Source organism: Novosphingobium sp. UBA1939 (genome assembly GCF_002336885.1).
Lineage (GTDB): Bacteria > Pseudomonadota > Alphaproteobacteria > Sphingomonadales > Sphingomonadaceae > Novosphingobium.
Window position 1 is genome coordinate 1 of the sequence record NZ_DDFB01000044.1, and the last position, 21,411, is coordinate 21,411.

19 protein-coding genes are annotated in these 21,411 nt (G+C 62.9%); 11 read left to right on the plus strand and 8 right to left on the minus strand.

Annotated features, from left to right (window positions below; translation table 11 throughout):
* The first annotated feature begins 161 nt into the window (after positions 1-161).
* A complete protein-coding gene (locus tag B3547_RS06960) occupies positions 162-1,256 on the plus strand; it encodes a Zn-dependent alcohol dehydrogenase (protein ID WP_124810552.1) in 1,095 nt (364 codons plus the stop codon).
* Between the two features lie 189 nt (positions 1,257-1,445).
* Here the strand turns inward: B3547_RS06960 and B3547_RS06965 are convergent, their stop codons facing one another.
* Together B3547_RS06965 and B3547_RS06970 are read right to left on the minus strand one after the other, a co-directional pair.
* Entirely contained in the window at positions 1,446-1,820 is a 375-nt protein-coding gene (locus B3547_RS06965; protein ID WP_292961537.1) for a response regulator transcription factor, read from the minus strand.
* 172 nt (positions 1,821-1,992) lie between these two features.
* On the minus strand, positions 1,993-3,186 hold the full coding sequence (locus B3547_RS06970; protein WP_292961540.1) for a sensor histidine kinase: 1,194 nt from the start codon (positions 3,184-3,186) through the stop codon (positions 1,993-1,995).
* On the opposite strand from B3547_RS06970, the gene B3547_RS06975 reads away from it, so the two are divergent.
* From B3547_RS06975 to B3547_RS06990, 4 genes are all read left to right on the plus strand, one after another.
* Positions 3,185-3,409: a hypothetical protein gene (locus B3547_RS06975; protein ID WP_158453993.1), complete on the plus strand. Its 225-nt coding sequence runs from the start codon at positions 3,185-3,187 to the stop codon at positions 3,407-3,409. The genes B3547_RS06970 and B3547_RS06975 overlap by 2 nt on opposite strands.
* A 202-nt stretch (positions 3,410-3,611) precedes the next feature.
* The gene (locus tag B3547_RS06980) at positions 3,612-5,882 is read left to right on the plus strand and encodes a TonB-dependent receptor (RefSeq protein WP_292961546.1); all 2,271 of its coding nucleotides are present in this window, start codon (positions 3,612-3,614) and stop codon (positions 5,880-5,882) included.
* A gap of 391 nt (positions 5,883-6,273) precedes the next feature.
* The gene (locus B3547_RS06985) at positions 6,274-7,149 is read left to right on the plus strand and encodes a helix-turn-helix domain-containing protein (protein WP_292961548.1); all 876 of its coding nucleotides are present in this window, start codon (positions 6,274-6,276) and stop codon (positions 7,147-7,149) included.
* A gap of 102 nt (positions 7,150-7,251) precedes the next feature.
* Positions 7,252-8,139 (plus strand): helix-turn-helix domain-containing protein, encoded by an 888-nt coding sequence (locus B3547_RS06990; RefSeq protein WP_292961551.1) that lies wholly within the window; start codon positions 7,252-7,254, stop codon positions 8,137-8,139.
* A gap of 328 nt (positions 8,140-8,467) precedes the next feature.
* Here B3547_RS06990 and B3547_RS06995 read toward each other — a convergent pair whose 3' ends face one another.
* On the minus strand, positions 8,468-8,794 hold the full coding sequence (locus tag B3547_RS06995; protein ID WP_125956018.1) for a hypothetical protein: 327 nt from the start codon (positions 8,792-8,794) through the stop codon (positions 8,468-8,470).
* A 110-nt stretch (positions 8,795-8,904) separates the two neighbouring features.
* Between B3547_RS06995 and B3547_RS07000 the strand changes: the two genes are divergently transcribed.
* The 6 genes from B3547_RS07000 (at position 8,905) to B3547_RS07025 (ending at position 16,127) form a co-directional block, all read left to right on the plus strand.
* Entirely contained in the window at positions 8,905-9,831 is a 927-nt protein-coding gene (locus tag B3547_RS07000) for a helix-turn-helix domain-containing protein (RefSeq protein WP_292961555.1), read from the plus strand.
* 179 nt (positions 9,832-10,010) lie between these two features.
* A complete protein-coding gene (locus tag B3547_RS07005; RefSeq protein ID WP_206694604.1) occupies positions 10,011-10,397 on the plus strand; it encodes a response regulator in 387 nt (128 codons plus the stop codon).
* A gap of 47 nt (positions 10,398-10,444) precedes the next feature.
* On the plus strand, positions 10,445-12,070 hold the full coding sequence (locus tag B3547_RS07010) for an FAD-dependent oxidoreductase (RefSeq protein ID WP_292961563.1): 1,626 nt from the start codon (positions 10,445-10,447) through the stop codon (positions 12,068-12,070).
* A gap of 213 nt (positions 12,071-12,283) precedes the next feature.
* Positions 12,284-13,000, plus strand: coding sequence for a sensor histidine kinase (locus tag B3547_RS07015; RefSeq protein WP_158453991.1), 717 nt, complete (start codon positions 12,284-12,286; stop codon positions 12,998-13,000).
* A gap of 3 nt (positions 13,001-13,003) precedes the next feature.
* Complete coding sequence (locus B3547_RS07020; RefSeq protein ID WP_292961566.1) at positions 13,004-13,516, plus strand: OsmC family protein; 513 nt, start codon at positions 13,004-13,006, stop codon at positions 13,514-13,516.
* A gap of 250 nt (positions 13,517-13,766) precedes the next feature.
* Entirely contained in the window at positions 13,767-16,127 is a 2,361-nt protein-coding gene (locus B3547_RS07025) for a putative bifunctional diguanylate cyclase/phosphodiesterase (RefSeq protein ID WP_292961568.1), read from the plus strand.
* A gap of 49 nt (positions 16,128-16,176) precedes the next feature.
* Here the strand turns inward: B3547_RS07025 and purQ are convergent, their stop codons facing one another.
* The 5 genes from purQ to B3547_RS07050 form a co-directional block, all read right to left on the minus strand.
* Complete coding sequence (gene purQ / locus B3547_RS07030; protein WP_124810286.1) at positions 16,177-16,854, minus strand: phosphoribosylformylglycinamidine synthase subunit PurQ; 678 nt, start codon at positions 16,852-16,854, stop codon at positions 16,177-16,179.
* Positions 16,854-17,087 (minus strand): phosphoribosylformylglycinamidine synthase subunit PurS, encoded by a 234-nt coding sequence (purS, locus tag B3547_RS07035; protein WP_124810287.1) that lies wholly within the window; start codon positions 17,085-17,087, stop codon positions 16,854-16,856. The genes purQ and purS overlap by 1 nt, the downstream gene beginning before the upstream one ends.
* Positions 17,088-17,289: 202 nt before the next feature.
* Positions 17,290-19,590 carry a TonB-dependent receptor gene (locus tag B3547_RS07040; protein WP_292961573.1) on the minus strand — a complete coding sequence of 767 codons (2,301 nt, stop codon included), beginning with the start codon at positions 19,588-19,590 and terminating at the stop codon, positions 17,290-17,292.
* A gap of 2 nt (positions 19,591-19,592) precedes the next feature.
* The gene (locus tag B3547_RS07045) at positions 19,593-20,111 is read right to left on the minus strand and encodes a MarR family winged helix-turn-helix transcriptional regulator (protein WP_255530158.1); all 519 of its coding nucleotides are present in this window, start codon (positions 20,109-20,111) and stop codon (positions 19,593-19,595) included.
* 221 nt (positions 20,112-20,332) lie between these two features.
* Positions 20,333-21,400: a tyrosine-protein phosphatase gene (locus B3547_RS07050; protein ID WP_292961575.1), complete on the minus strand. Its 1,068-nt coding sequence runs from the start codon at positions 21,398-21,400 to the stop codon at positions 20,333-20,335.
* Positions 21,401-21,411 lie beyond the last annotated feature (11 nt).

A 21,411-nucleotide genomic window follows, 5' to 3' on the forward strand; every position in this document is an offset into this window, starting at 1 on the left:
AGGCGGGGTCCGCCGGATGGATACGATTTCTGCGAGCCGCTCGCATACGGAGTTCGGGCGGGGCCATACCGGGGTAGGGCTGGCTGCTTCGCTCTCAAACCCCTTCCTTAAGCGGGAAGGTCCCCCTCTGGTGGCGGATCGGCGAGAAGGGTGAATGGGGTATGAAGGCAGCTGTTCTGAACGCCAACGAGGGCCGCTTCGACGTGGAGGATGTCCGGATCGATATACCCAAGGGCAGGGAGGTACTGGTCGACGTCAAGGCGTGCGGGCTCTGCCATTCCGATCTTCATCTCGCCGAGGCGAACTATGGTGTGCCCCTGCCGGCCGTGCTCGGTCATGAGTTGGCGGGCGTCGTTCGCGAAGTCGGACCGGACGTCCGCGAGCTAAAGGTCGGCGACCATGTGGTCGGATCGCTCGTGCAGTTCTGTGGTCATTGCGTCTCCTGCTTGTCCGGTCGCACGTACCAGTGCGAGCATCCCGAGGAGACGATGCGCGCGACGAGCGACGGTCAGCGGCTTACGAGGATGTCGGACGACAAGCCGGTGTACACCGGCTGGGGAACCGCCGCCTTCGCCGAGCAGGCGCTTGTCCATGAGAACCAGCTCGTGAAGATTCCCGAGGCTGTGCCCTTCCCGCAGGCCTCGATTTTGGGTTGTGGCGTGATCACGGGCGCGGGAGCGGCGATCAACTCGGCGGACCTCAAGACCGGGGACACCGTCGTCGTGATCGGAGTCGGGGGTGTTGGCCTGAACGCCATCGCAGGAGCGAAGCTTGCCGGCGCTTCGCATATCATCGCGATCGACAACCAGCCCGCGAAGGAAGAACTCGCCCGAAAGTTCGGCGCAACCGACTTCATCAACTCGGGTGAACGGGACGCCGTCGCCGCGGTGAAAGAAATCCTGCCGCGCGGTGCGGACCACGCCTTCGAGGTGATCGGACTGCCCGTGACCACGGAACTTGCGGTTCAACTGGTCCGACCGGGCGGGACGGCATATCTCGTCGGCCTTCACCGTCCCGGACAGACCTTCCCCGTCGCCGGTCTTGACGTGATCGTGCGCCAGGTCGAGGTGAAGGGCGTCTTCATGGGATCAAGCAACATCAAGCATGACATCCCGATGTATGCGGATCTCTACCTGCAGGGTCGGTTCAATCTTGATGATCTCATCTCGCGTGAGGTGAACATCTCCGAGATCAACGAGGCATACGAAGACCTGAAGCACGGCGCGATTGCCCGCTCGGTCATCACCTCGTTCTGACCGGAAGCTTCGACGCGGAACTTCGCACGCATCCCGGCGCAAGTTCGCGGGCTGTCCAAAGCCCCCCGCCGGAAAACGGGGGGGCCGGCAGGGCGTGTTCGTTTGCGGCGAGATTTGCTGCAACCCTGTACACAAGCAGGTCAGGAACGGCAGCAGATTTTGAAAGCAAGGCGTCTGTAAAACCAGGAGCTAATCATCCGGACGTCGCAAGGCGCGTTCCAGACAGGCGAGCAGGTCGGCTGGATCGAATGGCTTTCTAAGGAAGCTGCTGGCTCCAGCGTCGGTGGCTTGCCGTGCGATGTCCTTGCTTGGAAAAGCCGTGATGAGGACGACGGGTATATCGGGCTGGGTCCGGCGAATATGCTTGGTGAGTTCGATCCCGCTCATGCCAGGCATCTGGACATCGCTCAAAACGCAGTCGGGCCGGCATTCCTCGTCGCGTACGTAGGCGTCGGCGTTCGCGAACGACTTGGTCCGATAGCCGAGGCTGTGCAGGAGGTCCTCTAACGAAAGGCGAACATCCTCGTCGTCCTCGATGACGCCAATCAGTGGAGACCCGAGCAACTCATTTCCTTCAACCGTTCGATTGGACCATTGATCTCACCGTCTCGCGTCGGCAAGGCTTACTGCATCATCGGGCTCGTTTTCCCCTCCATGGGGCATGGAGAACGTGGGCATAACGCAGGTGAGGTCCATGGAAATCATTCCCGGCCGCCGTCAATGGGATCGATCGTCATCACGCCGTTAGGTCTTCCGACCGGTGATGCGCCGTAGGGAGAACCGGGAGGGTGACCCGGAAGATCGCGCCTGGCTGATCCGTTCGGTTCAGTCCGACGATCGTCCCGCCATGGGCTTCGACGAGGGTCTTGCAGATGCTTAAGCCCAGTCCGAGCCCCTCTGGGCGGGAGGTGTAAAAGCTGTCGAATATCCGGGAGATGCTCTCGGCGGGTAGCCCCGGGCCGTTGTCCTTTATCTCCAGCACGTAGCAGTCGCTATGGTGATGGCCGGCAACCTGGATCGCAGGCCGGCGCGTCTGACTGTCCTTGAGTATCTGGACCGCGTTGAGAAGCAGGTTCACCAGGACCTGCTGGATCTGGATCGGGTCCGCCTGAATGTGCTTCTGCAGGTCTGGAATATCGACGGACCAGGTGATCTTTCCCCTCTCCAGTTCGTGCCTGATGAATTGCATCGATTCCCTGACGAGGTCGACTACCGGAACGGTGACGGCGTTCGTTACCCGACGCGCCGCCATCCCGCGGATGCGATCCATCACGTCGCGTGCCCGACCGGCTTGCGAGGAGATGCGGGTTATGGCGTCGAGAGCGGCTGCCACATCGGGAACATCGCGTTCAAGGAACCGGGTCGCCGCCATCGCCGAGATCGAGATGGAACTGAGTGGCTGGCCCAGCTCGTGGGCGACAGATGCCGACATCTCGCCAAGCATGGAGATGCGTGAGAAGTGCGCGAGCTCTTCCTTCAGGCCGTCAAGGGCTGCACGCCTCTTGAGTTCCTCGGTTATGTCGATGAACGCGGCAAGCCAGACCCCATGTGGTCCATTCGGAACCCGCATCACCGCAGCAAAGATCGTGTCGAAGCCCGACCCATCGAGACGAATGGAGCGAGCCTGCTCGTGGTATTCGTGCTTTCCATCGAAATAGGCCGCGGAGACGTTCTTGAGAACCGGACACAGCGGATCGAAGAACCGGTGGGTGGGCGACCCGATGAACTCGCTTTTATCCGTTCCTCCGAACATCGCGACAGCCGCATCGTTCAGATCCAGGAGGACGGCGCTGGTGAGCGCAGCCAGGTCTGCGGGACGTTCGGACAGGTAGGCCTTGAAATCTTCGACGCCGTTCTTGCGCAGTTCGTCCGCCTTGCGCGAACGCTCGCGGGCGTCAACGACGACGAACGCGATGGTGGAGATCTGCATGAAGATCTCATACCAACTCCATCCGGGCTTCTCGAACGGTTCGCGATGGCGCGGCGCGCAATCGTCGTCCTCCGAATTCCGCCTGCTCTTCCCGGAGATCGTCCTGTTGTTCCAAGGCACCGTGTCCGGGCTGGACATGCAGCCAGCGTCGGAGAGCCAGCCTGCTCCGTCGATGAGCGCGGGAGCTTTGCATACGGGTGTCGAGGGGAGGGAAGGCACCTGATCATTCCGGGGCAAGCCAAGGGCACCGGAGATGGACTTCGCAACGCTTTTGGATTCTCCCCGAGAGGACAAGGGTGGTTCTCCCTAGTATTCGCTTATTTAGCCAGTATCCCGAGGCCAGTACCTTAGCGACCCATACGATCGCATGTAGTGACACTCCCGTCTGTCCGCCGCAGCACACGCGGAGGAAGGTGGGGTATCGGGTGCTAGGGCGGATTCTTTTCTTTGGCGCCGGCGTTGCGGCGTGCGGCTCATCCGGAGGCGCGCTCGCCCAGGATGCCATTCCGGCCGGTGGGGACGAAGAGACACCCGCGATTGTCGTGACCGGGAGCAAGCTCGGGAGCGATCCTCAACGCCAAGCGCGGTCGCTGCAGATACTGAGCTCGGAAGATCTTGCATCGCGGGGGATTCAGGACGTGGCCGGGCTGGCCAAGGTGGTCCCAGGCCTGACATTCACCCGATCGACCTATGGGGTGCCCGTCTATTCCATTCGAGGGATCGGTTACTTCGACAACAGCCTGACCGCTCCGCCAGCGGTGGCAATCTACATCGACGAGGCGCCGCTTCCGTACTCGGCACTGTCAACCGGAGCCGCGCTGGATCTCGCTACCGTCGAGGTGGCAAAGGGGCCGCAGGGAACGCTGTTCGGACAGAATTCCACAGGGGGGGCGATAAACTTCGTGTCCGCCAAGCCGACGGACCGCCTGAGTGTGGGCCTATCGTCGGACATCGACAGCTTTGGGCAGTTCACCAACGAGGGCTTCGTAAGTGGCCCCATCGCCGCGAATCTCAAGATGCGGCTTTCGGCCAGCTATGAACGCGGTGGCGACTGGCAGGAGAGCGATAGGACAGGAGAGAAAAGGGGGGGCAAGGACTTGCTGATCGCCCGCCTCCTGACCCAATGGAACCCAGCCCACAATCTGGATGTCCTGCTCAACATCAACGGGTGGCGGGATCGGTCCGATACCCAGGCTGGCCAGCTGGTGACGCTAAGGGGCGCGAGCCCGCCTCTACCTCAGGGCGTCCAAGGCCATCCTGCGGGCGTGCGCAGCAACCGGTTGGCCGATTGGTCGGATGATGGCGCGTTTGCTCGTGATGCCGATTACTACCAGGCTTACCTCCGGGTGTTCTATCGGCTCGAGAACCTCACCCTCACCTCGATCACATCGTGGCAGGACCTGTCGCGTGACGATACGTCGGATTCAGACGGCACGAACTTTCAGCTTCTCCAGTCCCGGACCCCGGGGCGGGTCTCCATATTCTCCCAGGAATTGCGCGCGCGGCTCGAGCAGGGACCGGTCAAGTGGATGGTGGGAGGAAACTTTCAACGGGAACGGGTCAAGGATGAACTGGCTCTCACCATAAAGGACAGCAGTTTTCCGTTCGACGCCATTCAAACCAAGACGAGACATCGCAACCGTAGTTGGGCGGTCTTTGCCAATCTGGAGGTCGACGTCACGGACAGGCTGACTCTTGAGGGCGGCGGACGCTATACCGATGAACGCCGAAGGTTTCAGGGGTGTAGCTACGATGGTGGCGATGGCAGCCTTGCGGCGTATGTAGGCCGCGTGGCAACGACGCTTTCGGGAACGACGGTGAACATTCCCGCTGGCGGATGCGTGTCGCTTTCGGACCGTCTCCTGCCCGCGGTCACCCACACGGAATTCTCTGATCGGAACTGGTCCTGGCGCGCCGGCCTCAAGTGGTCGCTGCACCCAGCGATCATGCTTTACGCCAACGTGAGCAGAGGTCAGAAGAGCGCGGCATTTCCCACCGTCGCCGGAACGGTTGCAAGCCAGTTCGCGCCTGCCAAGCCGGAAACCGTCATTGCTTATGAAGTCGGAGCGAAGGCCACGGGCTTGGGAGGGCGCGTGCGCATATCTGCGGCTGCCTTCCACTACGACTACCGCGACAAGCAGGTGCGCGGAAAGACGATCGATCCCAACATTGGACCGGTCGGAGCACTCGTGAACATCACCCGATCAAGCGTTTGGGGAGGTGAGGTCACGGTGGACGCCGAGCCGCTCAAGGGGGTCGACCTCGCGGCCGGGATGAATCTGACAAGCAGTTCCATCCTGGGTCCATTTCTCGCCTATGACGCCTATGGCCGGCGCCGCGATCTGGGCGGGGAGCCGTTCCCCCTGACGCCGAAGTGGCAGCTGTTCGGCAATGTGGGCTATCGCCGAACCGTTGGCAGCGGTGGCTCGGAGGTGTTCGTCGGCGCGAGTATCAAATACCAGTCGGGGACGAACGCGGACCTCGGAGAAATCGCAGCCCTTTACCTCAACCCGTATGCGATCGTCGATCTGCGGGCGGGCGTGACTGTGAATGGGAGTTGGACCGTCCAGGCCTATGTCACGAACGTCGCCGACCAGAAGTATGGGACGTTCACCAGCACGGTTTCGCCTGACGTCAACGTGCGCTTCACCGGTATGCCTCGAACCTTCGGTTTGCGGGCGAGCTACCGTCTCTAGGTCGTAAACTTATAATAAGCAGGCTCGAGGTTTGGAGCAAAATGGCCCGGCGCAAGAAGGAGGGGTGCAGGAATATGTCGATATTTCAAACCACTCCGACGCCGCGCTGGGCCATTTTGGTCAAATCCCTACGGGACGTCCAAATGGCTTCCATCTCGAACCGAAAGGCGCTTGCAAAGGCAACCAGCCTTCGCGGCGCGTCTTTCGGCCCGATATGTTCGCCATTTGGACGCCTCGATCCTGCTGATTATAAGTTTACGACCTAATACTCCGTACAGATCGCCATTCGGTCCGCGGTGCCGATACCTTGGTATGTATGGCCAGCTCGGGGAGGGTGGACCATTGTCGGCGCGTAAAATGAGCTGCCGATTTCCGGTATTGGGACTGAAGTTTGTCTGAATTCACGAAACTCGACATCGAGGGTGACGTCTCCAGCCGTGACGTCGCATATCGCGCGATTTCGGGTTCAGGGCAGGTGGCACGGCAGAGCACGTTGACGAGCTCGGCGGTGCACATCGAATTCAATAGGAGAACCGCGCCGCAGCCGGTTCTTGAGTGGCTGTACCGGCAACCCGTCGCCACGATGATGTGCCTGCGGAGCGGCTTCTCCGGATACAATCTCAGCGTCGGCGGCTCGGCCGAAAGGAGCTACTCGCCGAGACGGCACAGGTTGTTCTACCTGCCTCCCGGTGCGGATGCCCAGGGTGACTACACCGTCGGAAACACCTGCAGCTACATCGCGGTGTTCTTTCCTGCCGAGCTGGCGGAGAACGCGGCGAGCGATCCGGTGATCGGGTTCGATGATCCGGCGATACGCCATGGCTTGGCCGACCTCACCAACTGGAGCGATGATCCCGGGTTTTCCATCATGGCGGAGGGGTGGACGCTTCAAACCGCAGCACGCCTCCGGCTGCGGAGCCTAAGGACAGCTCAATCACCGGATACCGTGCCCGAGCTCAAGCCCGATCGGCTCATCGAGTTCCTGCGATACGGCCATGTCGTCCCCACCCTGGGCGACATGGCGCAGGTGGCCGAGATGTCGCGCACGGAGTTCATGCAGTCGGTCTGGCAGAAAACGAAGCAGACACCGTTCGAGTATGCCGTGAAAATGCGGATGGAGGCGGCGGCCGCGCTTCTGAACGACAGAAGCCTTTCCATCGAGCAGGTCGCCTCGCGCTTCGGTTATGGATCACTGGAAGCATTCTCGCGCGCATTCGTCCGGATCTTTGACATGACCCCGGAGAAGTATCGCGCATGCCCAGGGTGACGGCGTGCCGGTTCGGTCGTGTTCGCTCGATCATCTCGATCGCGCCGCGCCACTACCAGGGTATAGGTCGACCTTACAAAATGTGGCTGACAGGTTCCGTCGATGGTGATTTCGCGGGAACCGGAAAATCCTGAGTTCTACAGGCATGTGAATGGCAAGGCGCATGTGTCCATTCGAGCGTCGCCTTCGCTACGGCTTGAAAAGGTCGATCGCGTCAGCGACGAACCCGTCGTAGCCCGCTACCGTCAGCCCTGCCTTTCGCTCTTCATGTTCGATGCCGGATATCGGCACTTCAGCGTCGACGTGGCCGGCGAGGTCAGCAACGTGTCAAGGCCGCAGCGTAGCGTCTTCGCCTTGCTTCCCGCTGCTGAGGAGGTGCGTGGAGAGTTCCACGCCGTCGGGGACCGCTTCCGCTACAGCATTGCGTACATCGAAATCGACTTTCTCAGCGCAAGTGACCGTGCGCTGTTCGAACGCCCGCTGGTAGGGTTCGAGGATACCACCCTGCAGTGGGGGATGTCGGAGCTTGGGGGATGGAGTCATGACCCGACTTTCCCGCTGATGGCCGAAGGGTGGGCCCTGCAGTGCGTGGCGCGGTTGCGTGCGAAACTGGGAGATAGGAAACCGGGGGAAGCACGAAGTGGCGGGCTGGCGCCGGCTCGGCTTAAAATGGTCACCGATTATATCGAACACCGCATCCAGGAGAGCATCACGCTCCACGAGCTTGCCGCCATCGCGGGCCTGAGCATCCGTCAGTTCGCGCGCAGCTTCCAGGCGAGCAAGGGCAAGACACCCGCGCGCTACATCCACGACCGGCGATTGGGGCGGGCTCGCGAGATGTTGGCCATGCCGGGGTTCTCGATGACGGATGTCGCGTATGCCTGCGGCTTCTCCCACGCCCAGCACTTCTCCAACAGCTTCCAGCGTTCAACCGGCATGACGCCGACAGAATTCCGGCAGGCGAATGGGGGGCGATGCGACGCGGTCTGACCGCCTTCCCATTGCGACAGGCGCGCGTCTTCCTCAGGAGTTCTTGGGGGGTGGACCCATACCATGTTATGGGATGTTCGGCCCAGCGCGCGATGCGAAAGCATGGTCGGGGGTGGAACATGCTGCGACACGACCGCATCGAAGATTGGCTTGGACTTCAAAAAGCGCCTTCCCCGAAGGCGCTTCACAGCATGAGTTGAGTGGCGGTTAGATGGCGGCAGCTATCCCAGCCGGTGCGCGCGGCGATGCGTTCTATCCCACCAGAGCATTCTGGCATCGGGGGCGCCGATCGAGCAGCAAGTCTAGCGGCCCCGGCGGTGCCTCCAGATCATGCCGCGCGGGCGTCGCACAACGGAAAGGTCGCTCCGCGATCTTGGCCGCCGAGATGCTCGAGCACCAATTCCTGCAGTTCGCTCACGGCGGACGAGGCGGTGTAGCTTACGTCCATGATGCGTTTCAAAAGATGCCGTACACTTGCAACATCCAGTTCGGGCCGATCGAGAAGCTGCTCGATCAGAGAGGACTGGAGCACCGTGGCGCAAACCTTCTGCTGGACGTGATGGGATACTGCGATCAGCCGGTCCATCCCGTTCGCCGTCTCGAGATCGAAGTTCAGGTTCGCTTCGGAGATCGGCGGCAGGGCTATCATTTCCATCGTCGTGGTCTCCTTGTTTCGACTGTCTGGATAGCATCCCCCTTGGCGAGCGAATTGCAGAACAAGGACACGACATACGCGAAACGGACAGAAAGCGCGGAGCGGACCGAGTGGCGATCGCCAACAGGTTGTCTGCGGTGACTGACAGCGCGGGCTCATCAAGGTCTTCTGAGGACAGCATCCATAACGCCGGGGGAAGCGACTACTATCGCGATGTCAGCGGAACCGTTTCTCTGGTGCCCAAGGATTCGCCATCGGTTCGCATCGAATCACTGACACGCCATTCCCGGGAACCGATAAGCTGGCTGCTCCGGCAGCCCCGTGTCGCTCTCTATTGTTGGGATGCGGGCTTTCAGCGCTACTCGCTCGATATCGGAGGCTCGCGGGTCGAGACCGAGCGAGCTTCCGGGAGTCTCACTCTCATCCCCCCGGAACTGAAGGCTTCCGGCGAATTCTATTGCCACCCGACGACGCAGTACCGCGCTGCCTTCATCGACTTGTCCCTGTTCGAGGACAGAGGCCGCTTCACGCTCTCTCAACCGCTTGCCAGTTTCACGGACCAACCCTTGGAGAGGAGCGTGAAGGAACTGTTTGGTTGGCGTGACGATGCAACCTACAGCCTGATGGCGGAGGGGTGGGCGCTGCAGGCTGTCGCTCGCATTCGTCGCATAATGGACGGTGTCCACAAGCCGACGATCGTCAAGGGCGGTATCCCGGCGCCCGCGCTCCGGCGAGTCGAGGAATACGTCCACAGCCGGCTTCATGAGATCATCAGTCTCGACGAACTCGCTGGCATCGTTGGGCTGAGTATTCGGCACTTCGCCCGTGCCTTTCAAACCTCAACCGGAAAGACGCCGGCTCGCTTCGTTCAGGAGCGCCGCATATCCCGCGCGAAGGAGATGCTCGCCCACGAGCACGTTTCGATAACAGAGGTGGCGCTCGCCTGCGGCTTCAGCCACGCACAGCATTTCTCGACGAGCTTCAGACGCGAAGTTGGAATGACACCATCGGAATTTCGCCACGCGCATAAGTCGTGAAAGCAAGGCTGAACGGGGATCCCCTACCCGGTGCCACCGTGGCGCCAATACCACGGTATGGTTCAACTGAACGGGCCAGGCGTTGTACGATGCTCCGATGACGACGGCTGACGCCGGCGCAGTGCTTCTTGTCGATTCGATCCGGCATGAGATGGTCGAGTATAAAGGGAGACCGTCTTTTGGTTGAATCGTCACCGCCCAATGGGTCGCCGCGGTTGATAGCGGTCGTCGATGATGACGAGGACGTTTCGTCGGCGCTCGGAAGTCTCATCGAGAGCATGGGCATCCACGCCATGACCTTCGGCTCTGCGGATATCTTTCTTGCTGACCGAGATCGGCGGTTCGATCTCGTTATCAGTGATGTACAGATGCCGGGGACAAGCGGTCTGGAGCTGGCGAAAATACTCCGTAAAGAGGCCGTGCCGCTGATACTGATCACGGCGTTTCCGAGCCCGGAGGTGAAGCAGCAAGCGATCGCGCAAGGCGTCCGTTGTTTCATGCGAAAGCCATTCGACCCAGACGAGTTGATCGACTGCATCGAGCGTATCCTGGCAGGCGACTTGTAGGGTAATCGCCATTGGGTATCCCTTTCTCAACGTGGAATTGAATCATCATGGAGACAATCGGAAGAGATCTGCAGGAGATGCAGCGGACGCCGCTTCTGGCTGCTCATGTAGAGGCTCTCCGCAAATCGGGAGTGGTGAGGGAGTATCCGACGGGTGTCTTCGTCGCGCGGCCCGGTGAACCCGCGGACCGTTTCATCTATGTCCTTGAGGGCGAGATCGAGGTGGTCAACCCGCTCACCAATGAGCGCCACCTTCCATCCACACTCGGCCCGACACAGTTCATGGGCGAGATCGCGTTTCTGGACGGCGGCAACTGGTCGATGCTGTTGAGGACCGCGCAGCCGACACGGGTCATCGAAGTCGATCGGCAGACGATGCTGGGCCTGATGGCGCACATCCCGGAGATGTCGGACATCATCATCACGGTTTTCGCCGCGCGACGCCGCCGTCAGCTCGACACCCGGGATGGCGCTCTCATTCTCATCGGGGAAGACAGGGACCGGGCGATCCGCAGGATCGCGGACTTCGCGAGCCGGAATCGCATCCCTTTCACTTCGCTCGTGCCTGGCAGCGACGAAGCGGTCCTGGCGGCACGCAGCTGTTCGAGTACCTCAACGGAGCCGATGGTGATATTCGGGCGGACAGTCATCGAGGATCCGACGCCAGAACGTGTCGCTCGCCTGCTCGGTATCGGCCGTGAACTGGTCGATGACGAGGTGTTCGACGTCGTCATCATCGGGGGTGGTCCTGCCGGCGTCGCGGCGGGTGTCTATGCTGGCGCGGAGGGTCTGAGCGCCCTGGTGGTCGAGGACACCGCGGTCGGGGGGCAGGCCGGCACCTCCAGCCGCATCGAGAACTACATGGGGTTCCCGACCGGGATTTCGGGCGCCGACCTTGTCTGGCGTGGCGAAGTTCAGGCGATGAAGTTCGGAACCCGCTTCGTTGTTCCAAGGCGCGTATCCCTTCTCGAGCGTCTCGACGACGGCGACTTCTGCGCCACGTTCGACAGCGGGCAAGCTGTCCGCGCGAGGGCGGTAGTGGTCGCGACCGGCGTACAGTATCGACGCCTCCCAATCCGCGGTCTCGCCCAACTCGAGGGAGCCGGCGTCTACTATGCGGCGACGGAGAACGAGGCGCGCAGCTGTCATGGCGGTGACGTCGTCGTGATCGGTGGGGGAAATTCCGCCGGGCAGGCCGCCATGTATCTCAGCCGCTCGGCGCGCAGCGTGAGGGTGCTGGTCCGCGGAAGCTCGCTTGCGGCGTCCATGTCCAGCTATCTGTCGAGCAGGCTGGAGGCGGATCCGGCGATCACGATCGATTACGGCGCCGAGGTCGTCTCCCTCGAAGGGGACGAGCGTCTGGAGAGAATTTCTATACGGGATGTCGTCAGCGGGGATGAGAGGGTGGTGGATGCTTGCTCGCTCTTCGTGATGGTCGGAGCTGCGCCCAACACGGACTGGCTGTCGGGGCTGGTGTCACTCGATGACAAAGGTTTCGTCGTCACGGGCGATGCCGCTGGCGCCGCATCGTCCTACGCGACCTCCTGTCCGGGCATCTTTGCCGTAGGCGACGTGCGGGCCCGCTCGGTCAAACGTGTCGCGTCTTCGGTGGGCGAGGGATCGGTGGTGATCTCCCAGGTCTGGGACTTTCTCAATCCGAGCCTCGGTCGCTAGAGTCAGGACGCGAAGTTCGCAATACCAATGTATGAGCGCCCTGATCCGGTAGGGCGGTCCCATCGCTTCCCCTTCGCGGCTACATTGTTTGCAGCGAGCACCACCCGCAGGGGAAAGGCAGCGCCAGCGACACGAAGTTTTCGGATCGCCGGAGGCGAACCGTCCTCGCCAGGTCCTCGACCCGTGGTGCGGGTGAGAGTGGAGGAACGCACAATGAACCCGAGCATGCTGCATCCTTCGGGGGAGGTCCTGGCGGATTCCGAGATGAACCATCGGATCGCGAACAATCTCGCGCTCATCGCCGCGATCGTCGAACTTGATGGGCGCACCGTCTCCGACCCGCAGGCAGCGATCGTGTTGGCGGCAACGCAGCGCAGGATTCACGCCGTGGCCAGCGTCCATCGGGCGCTGTACCGCGAACCCCTGGCGGAGACCGTCAATCTCGGCGTTTTCCTCGATGAACTGGGCGATTCCCTCCGCGCCCTGGTTTCCGATGGCCGGGACCGCCGGACAATCACGGTCAAAGCCGACGACTTTGACCTTCCCAACGAACATGCCGCCGCTTTCGCGATCATGGTGAGCGAGCTGGTGGGAAATGCCTGCAAGCACGCCTACCGCGTGGACGATCCCGGCGAGGTACGCATCCTTTTCGACGCAACGCCATCCGGAGACTGGCGTCTGGCGGTCGAGGACGATGGTGTTGGCATTGGTCACCTCAATGGCGGAGAGCGCGGACTGGGTTCGCACATCATCCAGGCTGTCTGTAAGAAGCTGGGTGGTCAGCATGCATGGGAGGCGTGCTACCCGGGGACCCGTTTCATGATGTGGACGGGAAGCAAGCCAAGGCGAGCTCGGAGTAGCAACGCGATGACAATGGTTGGCGAGATTCTCGATGCAGAGCACGCAGGAACCTGGAGTTCGAAAGGGTGAGTGATGAAGATTGACGAGAAGCGCGAAGAAGCCATTGCGGAGAAGACAGGCAGCGGGCGGTTTCAGCTGGCGATCACGGCCGGCGGCGCGCATTTCATGGCAGATGAGCCGGTGGAGGTTGGCGGCCTGGGATCCGGGCCAAGCCCCTACCAACTGCTGGCGTCGGCGCTCGCGGCCTGCACAACGATGACGCTACAGCTCTATTCCGAGCGCAAAGGCTGGGATGTCAAAGTAAGGTGCACCGCTGTCGGCCATCGCCGCGATGAGGCGTCGAACCCACCGGATATTTTCACGCGCAGGATCGAGTTCGATGCCGACATTGATCCGGCCAGGAAAGCCCGGCTCCTGGAGATTGCCGATCACTGCCCCGTCCATCGCACGCTCATGCGCGGAGCGCAGGTAGTCACCACGGACGGGGCTCTGCCGAGCGCGGCCCCGGCGACGAGTCACATGGCCGACATGGAGGCCTTGATCGCTGTCGGTCGCGGCTCCTTCGACTTCACCGAAACGAATTAGGGCAGGCTGAACCGCGCCGGGTTTGCCGCAGGCTCGGCAACATCCCGCCCGCCGAAGCCGAAGATCAATGTTATACTGCCGCCACCACACGCGCGATGGCAGCCGCAGACCCGGCGCGGTTCAAGGACGTCTGTCGTCTCATCGCAGAGCCGTTTCCTCGTGCCTCTGCGAGACATCCGAAAATCCCGATTGTCGCTCAACACCCGCTTACCATTGTTCAAGGTTTGCGCGGTAAGGCGAAGGCGTGCAAATGCCGCCGTCGCTCTCGATTCAGACACTGCCACGCAGTCTGCCGGTCATGGCCGTTCTTGGCCTTGACGAACCGGTCGAAGGCGATTGGGCAAGGCTGCGCGGCTATCAGTATTTCAGCGCATTCCGTCGTATGTATCTGAAAGTCGGCATGAATGTGCTGGCGGCGCTATTCCTTGCCTTCGTGAGTTTCGGGGCAACGCCTCCTCTCTTCATCCTTGGCTGGATGGTTCTCCTGGCCGCTGTGCTGCTTCAGGGCATGCGCCTGGATCGGGGGCTGGCCGACGCCGACCGCCGCCGTTTGACCAGGCCGGAAATCGTCCGCCACGCGCTATGGATCGTGGCGCTGGCCTTGATCTGGACGCTGCCGCTGGTTGTGTTTCCCCTGTTCGGACATGTGGAACGGCTGGCCCTGTGGATGGTGATGACGGTGATTATTGCCGGCATGGCCTATGCGCTGGCCGCGGTGCCGCTGGCCCCGCTGCTTTTTGGCGGCATCGTGGGCATTACCGGCGCGGTCATGTTCGTGTGGTCCGGTCAGGTCGTGAATGGCGGGCTGGCGCTGGCGTTCGTGACGATCGTTTCCGCCGGCAGGATCGAGGCGGCACGTGCGTTCCTGAACGCGCGCGTGGCCGAAGCCGGCATGGCCGAAAAGGGCGAGGTGGTTTCGCTTCTGCTGCGCGAATTCGAGGAAGGCGGGGCGGACTGGCTGTGGCAGATCGATACGGCCCGCCGGGTCCGCGCCGCATCGCCGCGTTTTGCCTTCGCGCTCGGCTGCGAGCCGGACGAGGCAGATGGCAAGCCTCTGATCCAGCTGATCGCCGGACCTTCGTGGGATAGCGGGCAATTCCATTCCAGCCTGCACGATCTGGCGGAACGCCTGAAGCGGCGCGAAAGCTTCTCCAACCTCATAGTCCGCGTCACCATCGATGGTGGCCACCGGTGGTGGGAGCTGTCGGCATCCCCCAAGGTCGACGAGAATGGTGGCTTTGCCGGCTTCCGCGGCGTGGGTTCAGACGTGACCGAACAGCGCGAAAGCTCCGAGAAGATCGCCTATCTCGCCAGCTACGATACGCTGACCGGTCTGCCCAACCGGATGATGGTGACCGACACGCTGGGCGAAGCGATGGCGGACGCCGACAAGTGGCGCACGCGTTGCGCGTTCCTGATGATCGACCTCGATCGTTTCAAGGCTGTCAACGATACGCTGGGGCATCTTGTGGGCGACCAGTTGCTCGCGCTCGTTTCCGAACGGTTGCGCAAGCTGATGACCGACAACGAACTGTGCGGCCGGCTGGGCGGCGACGAGTTCGCCATCGTCCTTCGCGACGCTTCGGATACGGATCGCATAGCCCATGTCGCCCAGGCGGTGATTCATGCGCTGTCGCAGCCGTATCAGGTAGACAGCCACACCCTTTATGTGGGGGCGAGCGTGGGTTCCGCCATCGGACCGCGCGACGGGGCGACCGTGGAAACGCTGATGCGCAACGCCGATCTGGCGCTTTACCGGGCGAAGGACAGCGGCGGGGGGACGCATTGCAACTACGAACCCGCGCTTCATGCCCATGCCGAGGAACGCCGGCAGCTGGAATTCGCGCTGCGCCGCGCGCTGGAACGGAACGAACTGCACCTGACCTATCAGCCCGTGGTTGATGCCACGAGCGAACAGCTGGTGAGCTTCGAGGCGCTGCTGCGCTGGAACAGTGCCGAACACGGCATGATCAGCCCGGCCAAGTTCATTCCGCTGGCCGAGGACACGCGGCTGATCGTACCGATCGGCGAATGGGTGCTGCGCATGGCCTGCCTCGAAGCGGCGCGCTGGCCCGATCCGATCAAGATCGCGGTGAACGTGTCGGGCGAACAGCTGCTCGATCCGGCCTTTGCGGACACGGTGGTCAGCGCGCTTTCCGCCAGCGGGCTGCCGCCGCATCGGCTGGAGATCGAAGTCACCGAAAGCATCTTCGTGCGCGATGGCACGACCGCGCAGGCGACCCTGCAGCGCATCATGGCGCTGGGCTGCGGCGTGGCGCTGGATGACTTCGGTACCGGCTATTCCTCGCTCGGATACCTGCGGCAGATGCGGTTCTCGACAATCAAGGTCGATCGCATCTTCGTGCAGGGCGCGGCGCGGAAGAACGCGGAAAGCCTGGCGATCGTGCGCGCCGTGGTGGCCATGGCGGACAGCCTGGAAATGTCGACCACGGCCGAAGGCGTGGAGACCGAGGAGCAACTGGCGGTAATCCGCGCGCTGGGCTGCAAGAAAATCCAGGGGTATTATTTCGGCCGCCCGATGCCGGCGGAAGATGCGCGCGCTCTGTTCGCGCCCGCATACCAGCAGCACAGCGGTGGCGCGGCCGCCTGAGCCAGCCTACTTGAGCCAGGCGACTTGAACCAGCCTGCCAGAGCAGCCGTCAGGCGGTGACCAGCCCCCGCACCACGCTTTCGAACAGCACGCGGCCATCCGTGCCACCCTGCGCCGCTTCGATCATGCGTTCGGGGTGGGGCATCATGCCCAGCACGTTGCCGCGATCGTTGAGCACGCCGGCGATATCGCGCTGCGAACCGTTGACCGGTTCGGCATAACGGAACGCCACGCGGCCTTCGCCTTCCAGCCGGTCAAGCGTTTCGGCATCGGCGTAATAGTTGCCGTCATGATGCGCGACCGGGATATGAATCCGCTCGCCTGCATCGTAGCCGGAGGTGAACAGCGACTGGCTGGTTTCGACTTTCAGCGCCACTTCGCGGCAGACGAAGCGGATGCCGGCATTGCGCATCAGCGCGCCGGGCAGCAGGCCGGCTTCGGTCAGCACCTGGAAGCCGTTGCACACGCCCAGCACCGCCACGCCGCGCTCGGCGGCGCGGACCACCGCCTGCATCACCGGCGACCGAGCGGCCATCGCACCGGAGCGCAGATAGTCGCCATAGGAAAAGCCGCCGGGCAGGGCGATGAAGTCAAGACCATCGGGCAGATCGGCATCGCCGTGCCACACGCGGTGGACGGTGCCGCCGCTGATCTCCTCGATGGCGACCGCCATGTCGCGATCGCAGTTCGATCCGGGGAAGGTGATGACGGCGGCCGTAAAGGACATCAGGCGACCCTTTCGATCCGGTAGTTCTCGATCACCATGTTGGCGAGCAGCTTTCGCGCCATGTCGTCGAGCGCTTCGTCGGTGACGGTTGCGTCGACATCGAGTTCGATCATGCGGCCGGCGCGGACATCGTTGACGCCCGAGAAGCCGAGGCCTTCCAGCGCATGATGGATCGCGCGGCCCTGCGGATCGAGCACGCCGTTCTTCAGGCTGACATAAACGCGGACCTTCATCGGCGGCGGGCCTTTCGCATCAAACGGAGGGATTGGGACTCGTCCGCGCCTATGCCCCCGCACGGCGCGAAGGGCAAGGTCCGGATGGCGGTGCGTGGGGACGGAAACAGGCCGTGCGCGGTCCGGGTAAAGAAAACGGGTGCCGGCAATCATGCCGACACCCGTATTCCTGGCGTTGTCCCTTGGGACAGCCGTCAGGCCATCAGAACTTGTATCCGGCCGAGATGCCCCATTCGCGCGGGCGGCCATAGGCGCCTTCGGCCAGGCCGAAACCGGAAGAGGCGTTGCCCGACAGCAGATAGAGCGTGTTGGTGAGGTTCGTGCCGAACGCCGAGAACGTCAGCGCATCGTTGGCGAAGGTATAGCTGAAGCGCGCGTTCAGCAGGCCATAGCCCCCCTGCGTGATGATCGGCGTGTTGGCCACGTCGTTGTAGATGCGGCTGTACATCGTGTAGTCCACGCGCAGGCGCGCGTCCGATCCGTCGTTGAAGCCGTGGCTGACTTCGGTGCCGGCCGAAACGGTCCATTCGGGCGTCTTCACGAACTTGCTGTTGACCGTGATCGGCAGGACCTGCGTCGGGCCAAGGCCCTGGCCGACGCTGGTGTAGCGGGCGTGGGTGTAGCCCACCGCTAGGTTGGCGCTGAACCAGTTGGCCGGGCGCATCACGGTTTCCAGCTCGAAGCCGTCGATCTTGCCCGAAGCCGCGTTCGCCACGAAGTTCTGTGGCGTCTGGTTCACGGTCAGCTGGATGTTCTTGTACAGCGAATGGAACACCGCAAGGTTGGTGGTCAGCGCGCCGTCCAGCCACTTGGCCTTCACGCCGCCTTCATAGGTGTCGAGCGTTTCCGGCGCATACTGGGTCACTTCCGCCGCGCTGTCGAGCGGACGGCCGTTGAACCCGCCCTGCTTGAACCCGCGCGAGAACGAGGCGTAGAGCAGGATGTCGTCGGTGGCCTTGAAGTTCAGGCCGAAGCGCGGCGTGAACTTGTTGAACGTGGCTTCCTTGGTCACGTCCACGAACTTCACGTTGTCGCGCTGGCGCACGTTGATCGAGGTGAAGACCTTCTTGTCCGAGGTGTAGCGCGCGCCGACCGTGACCGACAGACGGGGGACGATCTCGAAATCGGCCTGACCGTAGAACGCGATGCTGCGGTTGTTGGTGTAGTTCTGGATGAACACCGCCGGCGAATAGGGCGGGGTGGCGGCGAGCGGGGGCCACAGGCCGATGGCGAGGTCCGCCGTGGCGATGTCGCTGCCCTTTTCCTTGAAGTAATAGCCGCCGACGACGAAGCTCAGCTTGTCGTCTAGCACCTTGCCGCTGGCCTGAAGCTCCTGGCTGAACTGCCACTGCTTGTCGCGGTTGGTGGTCTGGCGGAAGGTGAACGGCGTGTTGTCACCATCGCGCGTGAAGTAGGCCTTCATGTCGCGGTAGGCGGTGATCGACTTCAGCGTGACCTGGCCGAGTTCGAGCGCCACGGTGCCCTGCGTGCCCCACAGGTCCAGATCGTTGCGGTTCGGGCCACCGGCCCAGGTTTCGAACGGGCTGGCGGTGATGTAGCTGGCGTTCAGCGTGTTCTGCCCGTTCGGCGCGGTGATGCCCAGCGTGGGCGCAACGAAGCGGTTGTAGTTGGTGAGGAACGGCGTGCCGGTGATGCCGGGGGCGTTGGCCACCGCCAGCAGATCCGAAGGTGCCGAGTTTTCGCGCGCGCGGGTATAGTCTCCGCCGATGTCGATCGTCAGCGTGTCGGTGGGCGCGAGACGCAGCGTGCCGCGCACCATCTGGGCGTTGCGGTTGCCCTGCGTGCCGCCATCATAGAGCCGCTTCACATAACCATCGCGGTTGAGCGTCGCGCCCGAAAGGCGCAGCGCCACCTTGCCTTCGACCAGCGGGATGTTGACCGCGCCCTTCACGTCGATGCGATCGAAGCTGCCATAGGTCGCTTCGAGCTTGCCTTCGAACACGTCGAGCTTGGGGCGTGCGGTGGTGATGACCATGGCGCCGCCGATGGTGTTCTTGCCGAACAGCGTTCCCTGCGGGCCGCGCAGCACCTGCACCGAGGCGATGTCCACCGCATCCATAACGCCGCCGATCGAGCGGGCGTAGTACACGTCATCGACATAGAAGCCGACGCCCGGATCGGAGAAGATCGCGAAGTCGTTCTGGCCCACGCCGCGGATGAAGACAGTGGCGTTGTAGTTGCCACCCGAAAGCGCGGCGGCGCCATCGAAACGGATGTTGGGCGTGAAGCGCGCGACCTGGTCCAGCGTGTCGACGTTGCGGGCGGCGAGCGCATCGCTGCCGAACGCCGTCACGGCGACGGGCACGTCCTGCAAGCGTTCGTTGGTGCGGCGGGCGGTGACGATGATGTCGTTGGTACCGGCATCGCTGGCGGCTTCGGCCGACTGACCTTCACCCGATGCCTGGGCAGTTTGTGCCTGTACGGTGAACGGGGTGGCGAGAAGCGCCGCGCCCGTCATCAGTTTCCATGCGACCTTGCGCATTGTCAGATCCCCTCTTTGGTGTTGGAGTTGGTAGTGAAATCAAGCGTGCTGGCCCGCACCCGGGCGAGCAGGACGCGCAGCGTTTCCCGCTCGGTTTCGCTGAGGCCGCCGAACGAGACGGCATCGGCGCGCAGCGATGCCATGCGGAATTCCTCATAGAGCGTCTCGCCGCGCAGCGTCAGGTGGATGCCGCCGCGCCGAGAAACACCTTGCTGGCGCGGCGCAACCGCGCCGAGCGCGGTGAGGGCGTTGACAACTTCCATCGCGCTGGCACGGTTGATGCTGAGCGCGCGGCCCAGTTCGGCCTGCCGGCATCCAGGATGAGTGCGAATGTAGGCCAGCGCCGTGGCGCGCGTGGCAGTCAGGCCCAGTTCGGCCAGCATGCCCCGGATCAAGTCCATCGCGAGAACGTCGGTCGCGTGCAACTGGTAGCCAAGGCGCGCGCCGATATCGCCGAAGAGCCCGGTCCCGGGGTTGGCATCAGGAATGGCTTCCGTTTTGGCGGCGGATCTGCCTGGCATCCTTCAATCCCTTGCGCGCTGTCTCGTGGCAGCTGGTTTGTATGGAAGGCATACAAGTGCGAGGTAGGCGTGCCAATTGTTTTGTATGGCGGCCAGACAAACTACGGAAAAGGTGTGGCCAATCTGCCGCACCGATCGCGGCGATCAGGAACGCGCGGCGCCCCGGAAGACCGGGGTCGCCTGCCGGGGTTTTATCATTCATCCAAATGATAATATTAGATTTATTCGGTATAATGGGCGCGCAGGGTAGCAATGTCGGCGTCCGACAGGCCGATTTCCTGGTTCAGATAGCCATCGACCGAACCCCAGCGCTTCTCCACTTCATCGAGCGCGGCCAGGAGGAATGGCGTGCCGTCCGCTTCCATCAGCGGCTGCGGCTTCGCCAGTTCGGGCTTCGACTGGTAATAGGAAAACAGCTTCGCGGCATAGTTGTCGGGGAACGCGGCCGGATCGAACCGCGGCATTTCGTATTCCGGGCGGCGCAGGGCGGTGGAAGCGAGATAGTCCTTCACGATCACCTCGCGCGGGGTACCGAGCGCGGACAGCACGATCGCGGTAACGAAGCCGGTGCGGTCCTGTCCGGCCGAGCAGTTGTATTCGATCGGGCCTTCGTTGCGCTTGAGCAGGTCGAACACCAGCCGCAGTTGCGGGGTCAGCAGCACCGGCATCCCCCGATAGACCGCGCTGCCGTTGGTGGGGGTGGCGCCGGAAGCCGCCATCAGCCGTTTCATGCTGTAGCCAACGGCGGTGTAGCGCACGCCGTCGATCCGGGTGGGGGCAAGCTGGCGTTCCTCGTCCGAGCGCAGGTCCACCATCGCGTTCAGGCGCAGCGTGCCGATCGTGGCGAGGTCGGCGTCGCTCAGAAGCGGGGTCGCGCCCGCGCGGTAGATCATGCCCCAGCGCACCGTTTTGCCGCCGGCCGCCGGATAGCCGCCGATGTCGCGGAAATTGGAACCCTGTTCGAGCGGCACGACGCGTTCGACCGCGCGGGTTACGGTGCCGGTGGCGCGATCGCGCACCAGGAACCAGCCGCGCGCGCCGGCGGGCATCGTGACGGTTTCATGGCCGTCGCGATCGTTGGCGGAAACCGGCGTGGCGGTGGCGACGGTGGTATCGGGCGTATCCGCGCGGAACACGTCGGCCGCCTTGATCCCGGACCAGCGCACATCCACCGAGGTCGGAGCTGTACGGATGACCTCGACGGGCTGGCCGGTCTGCGCCAGCGCGGGGGCGGCCAGGGCCATGGCGGCCAGCGCGGTGAGGCTCCAGAGCGTGCGGAAACGGATCATGGCGGTCATTC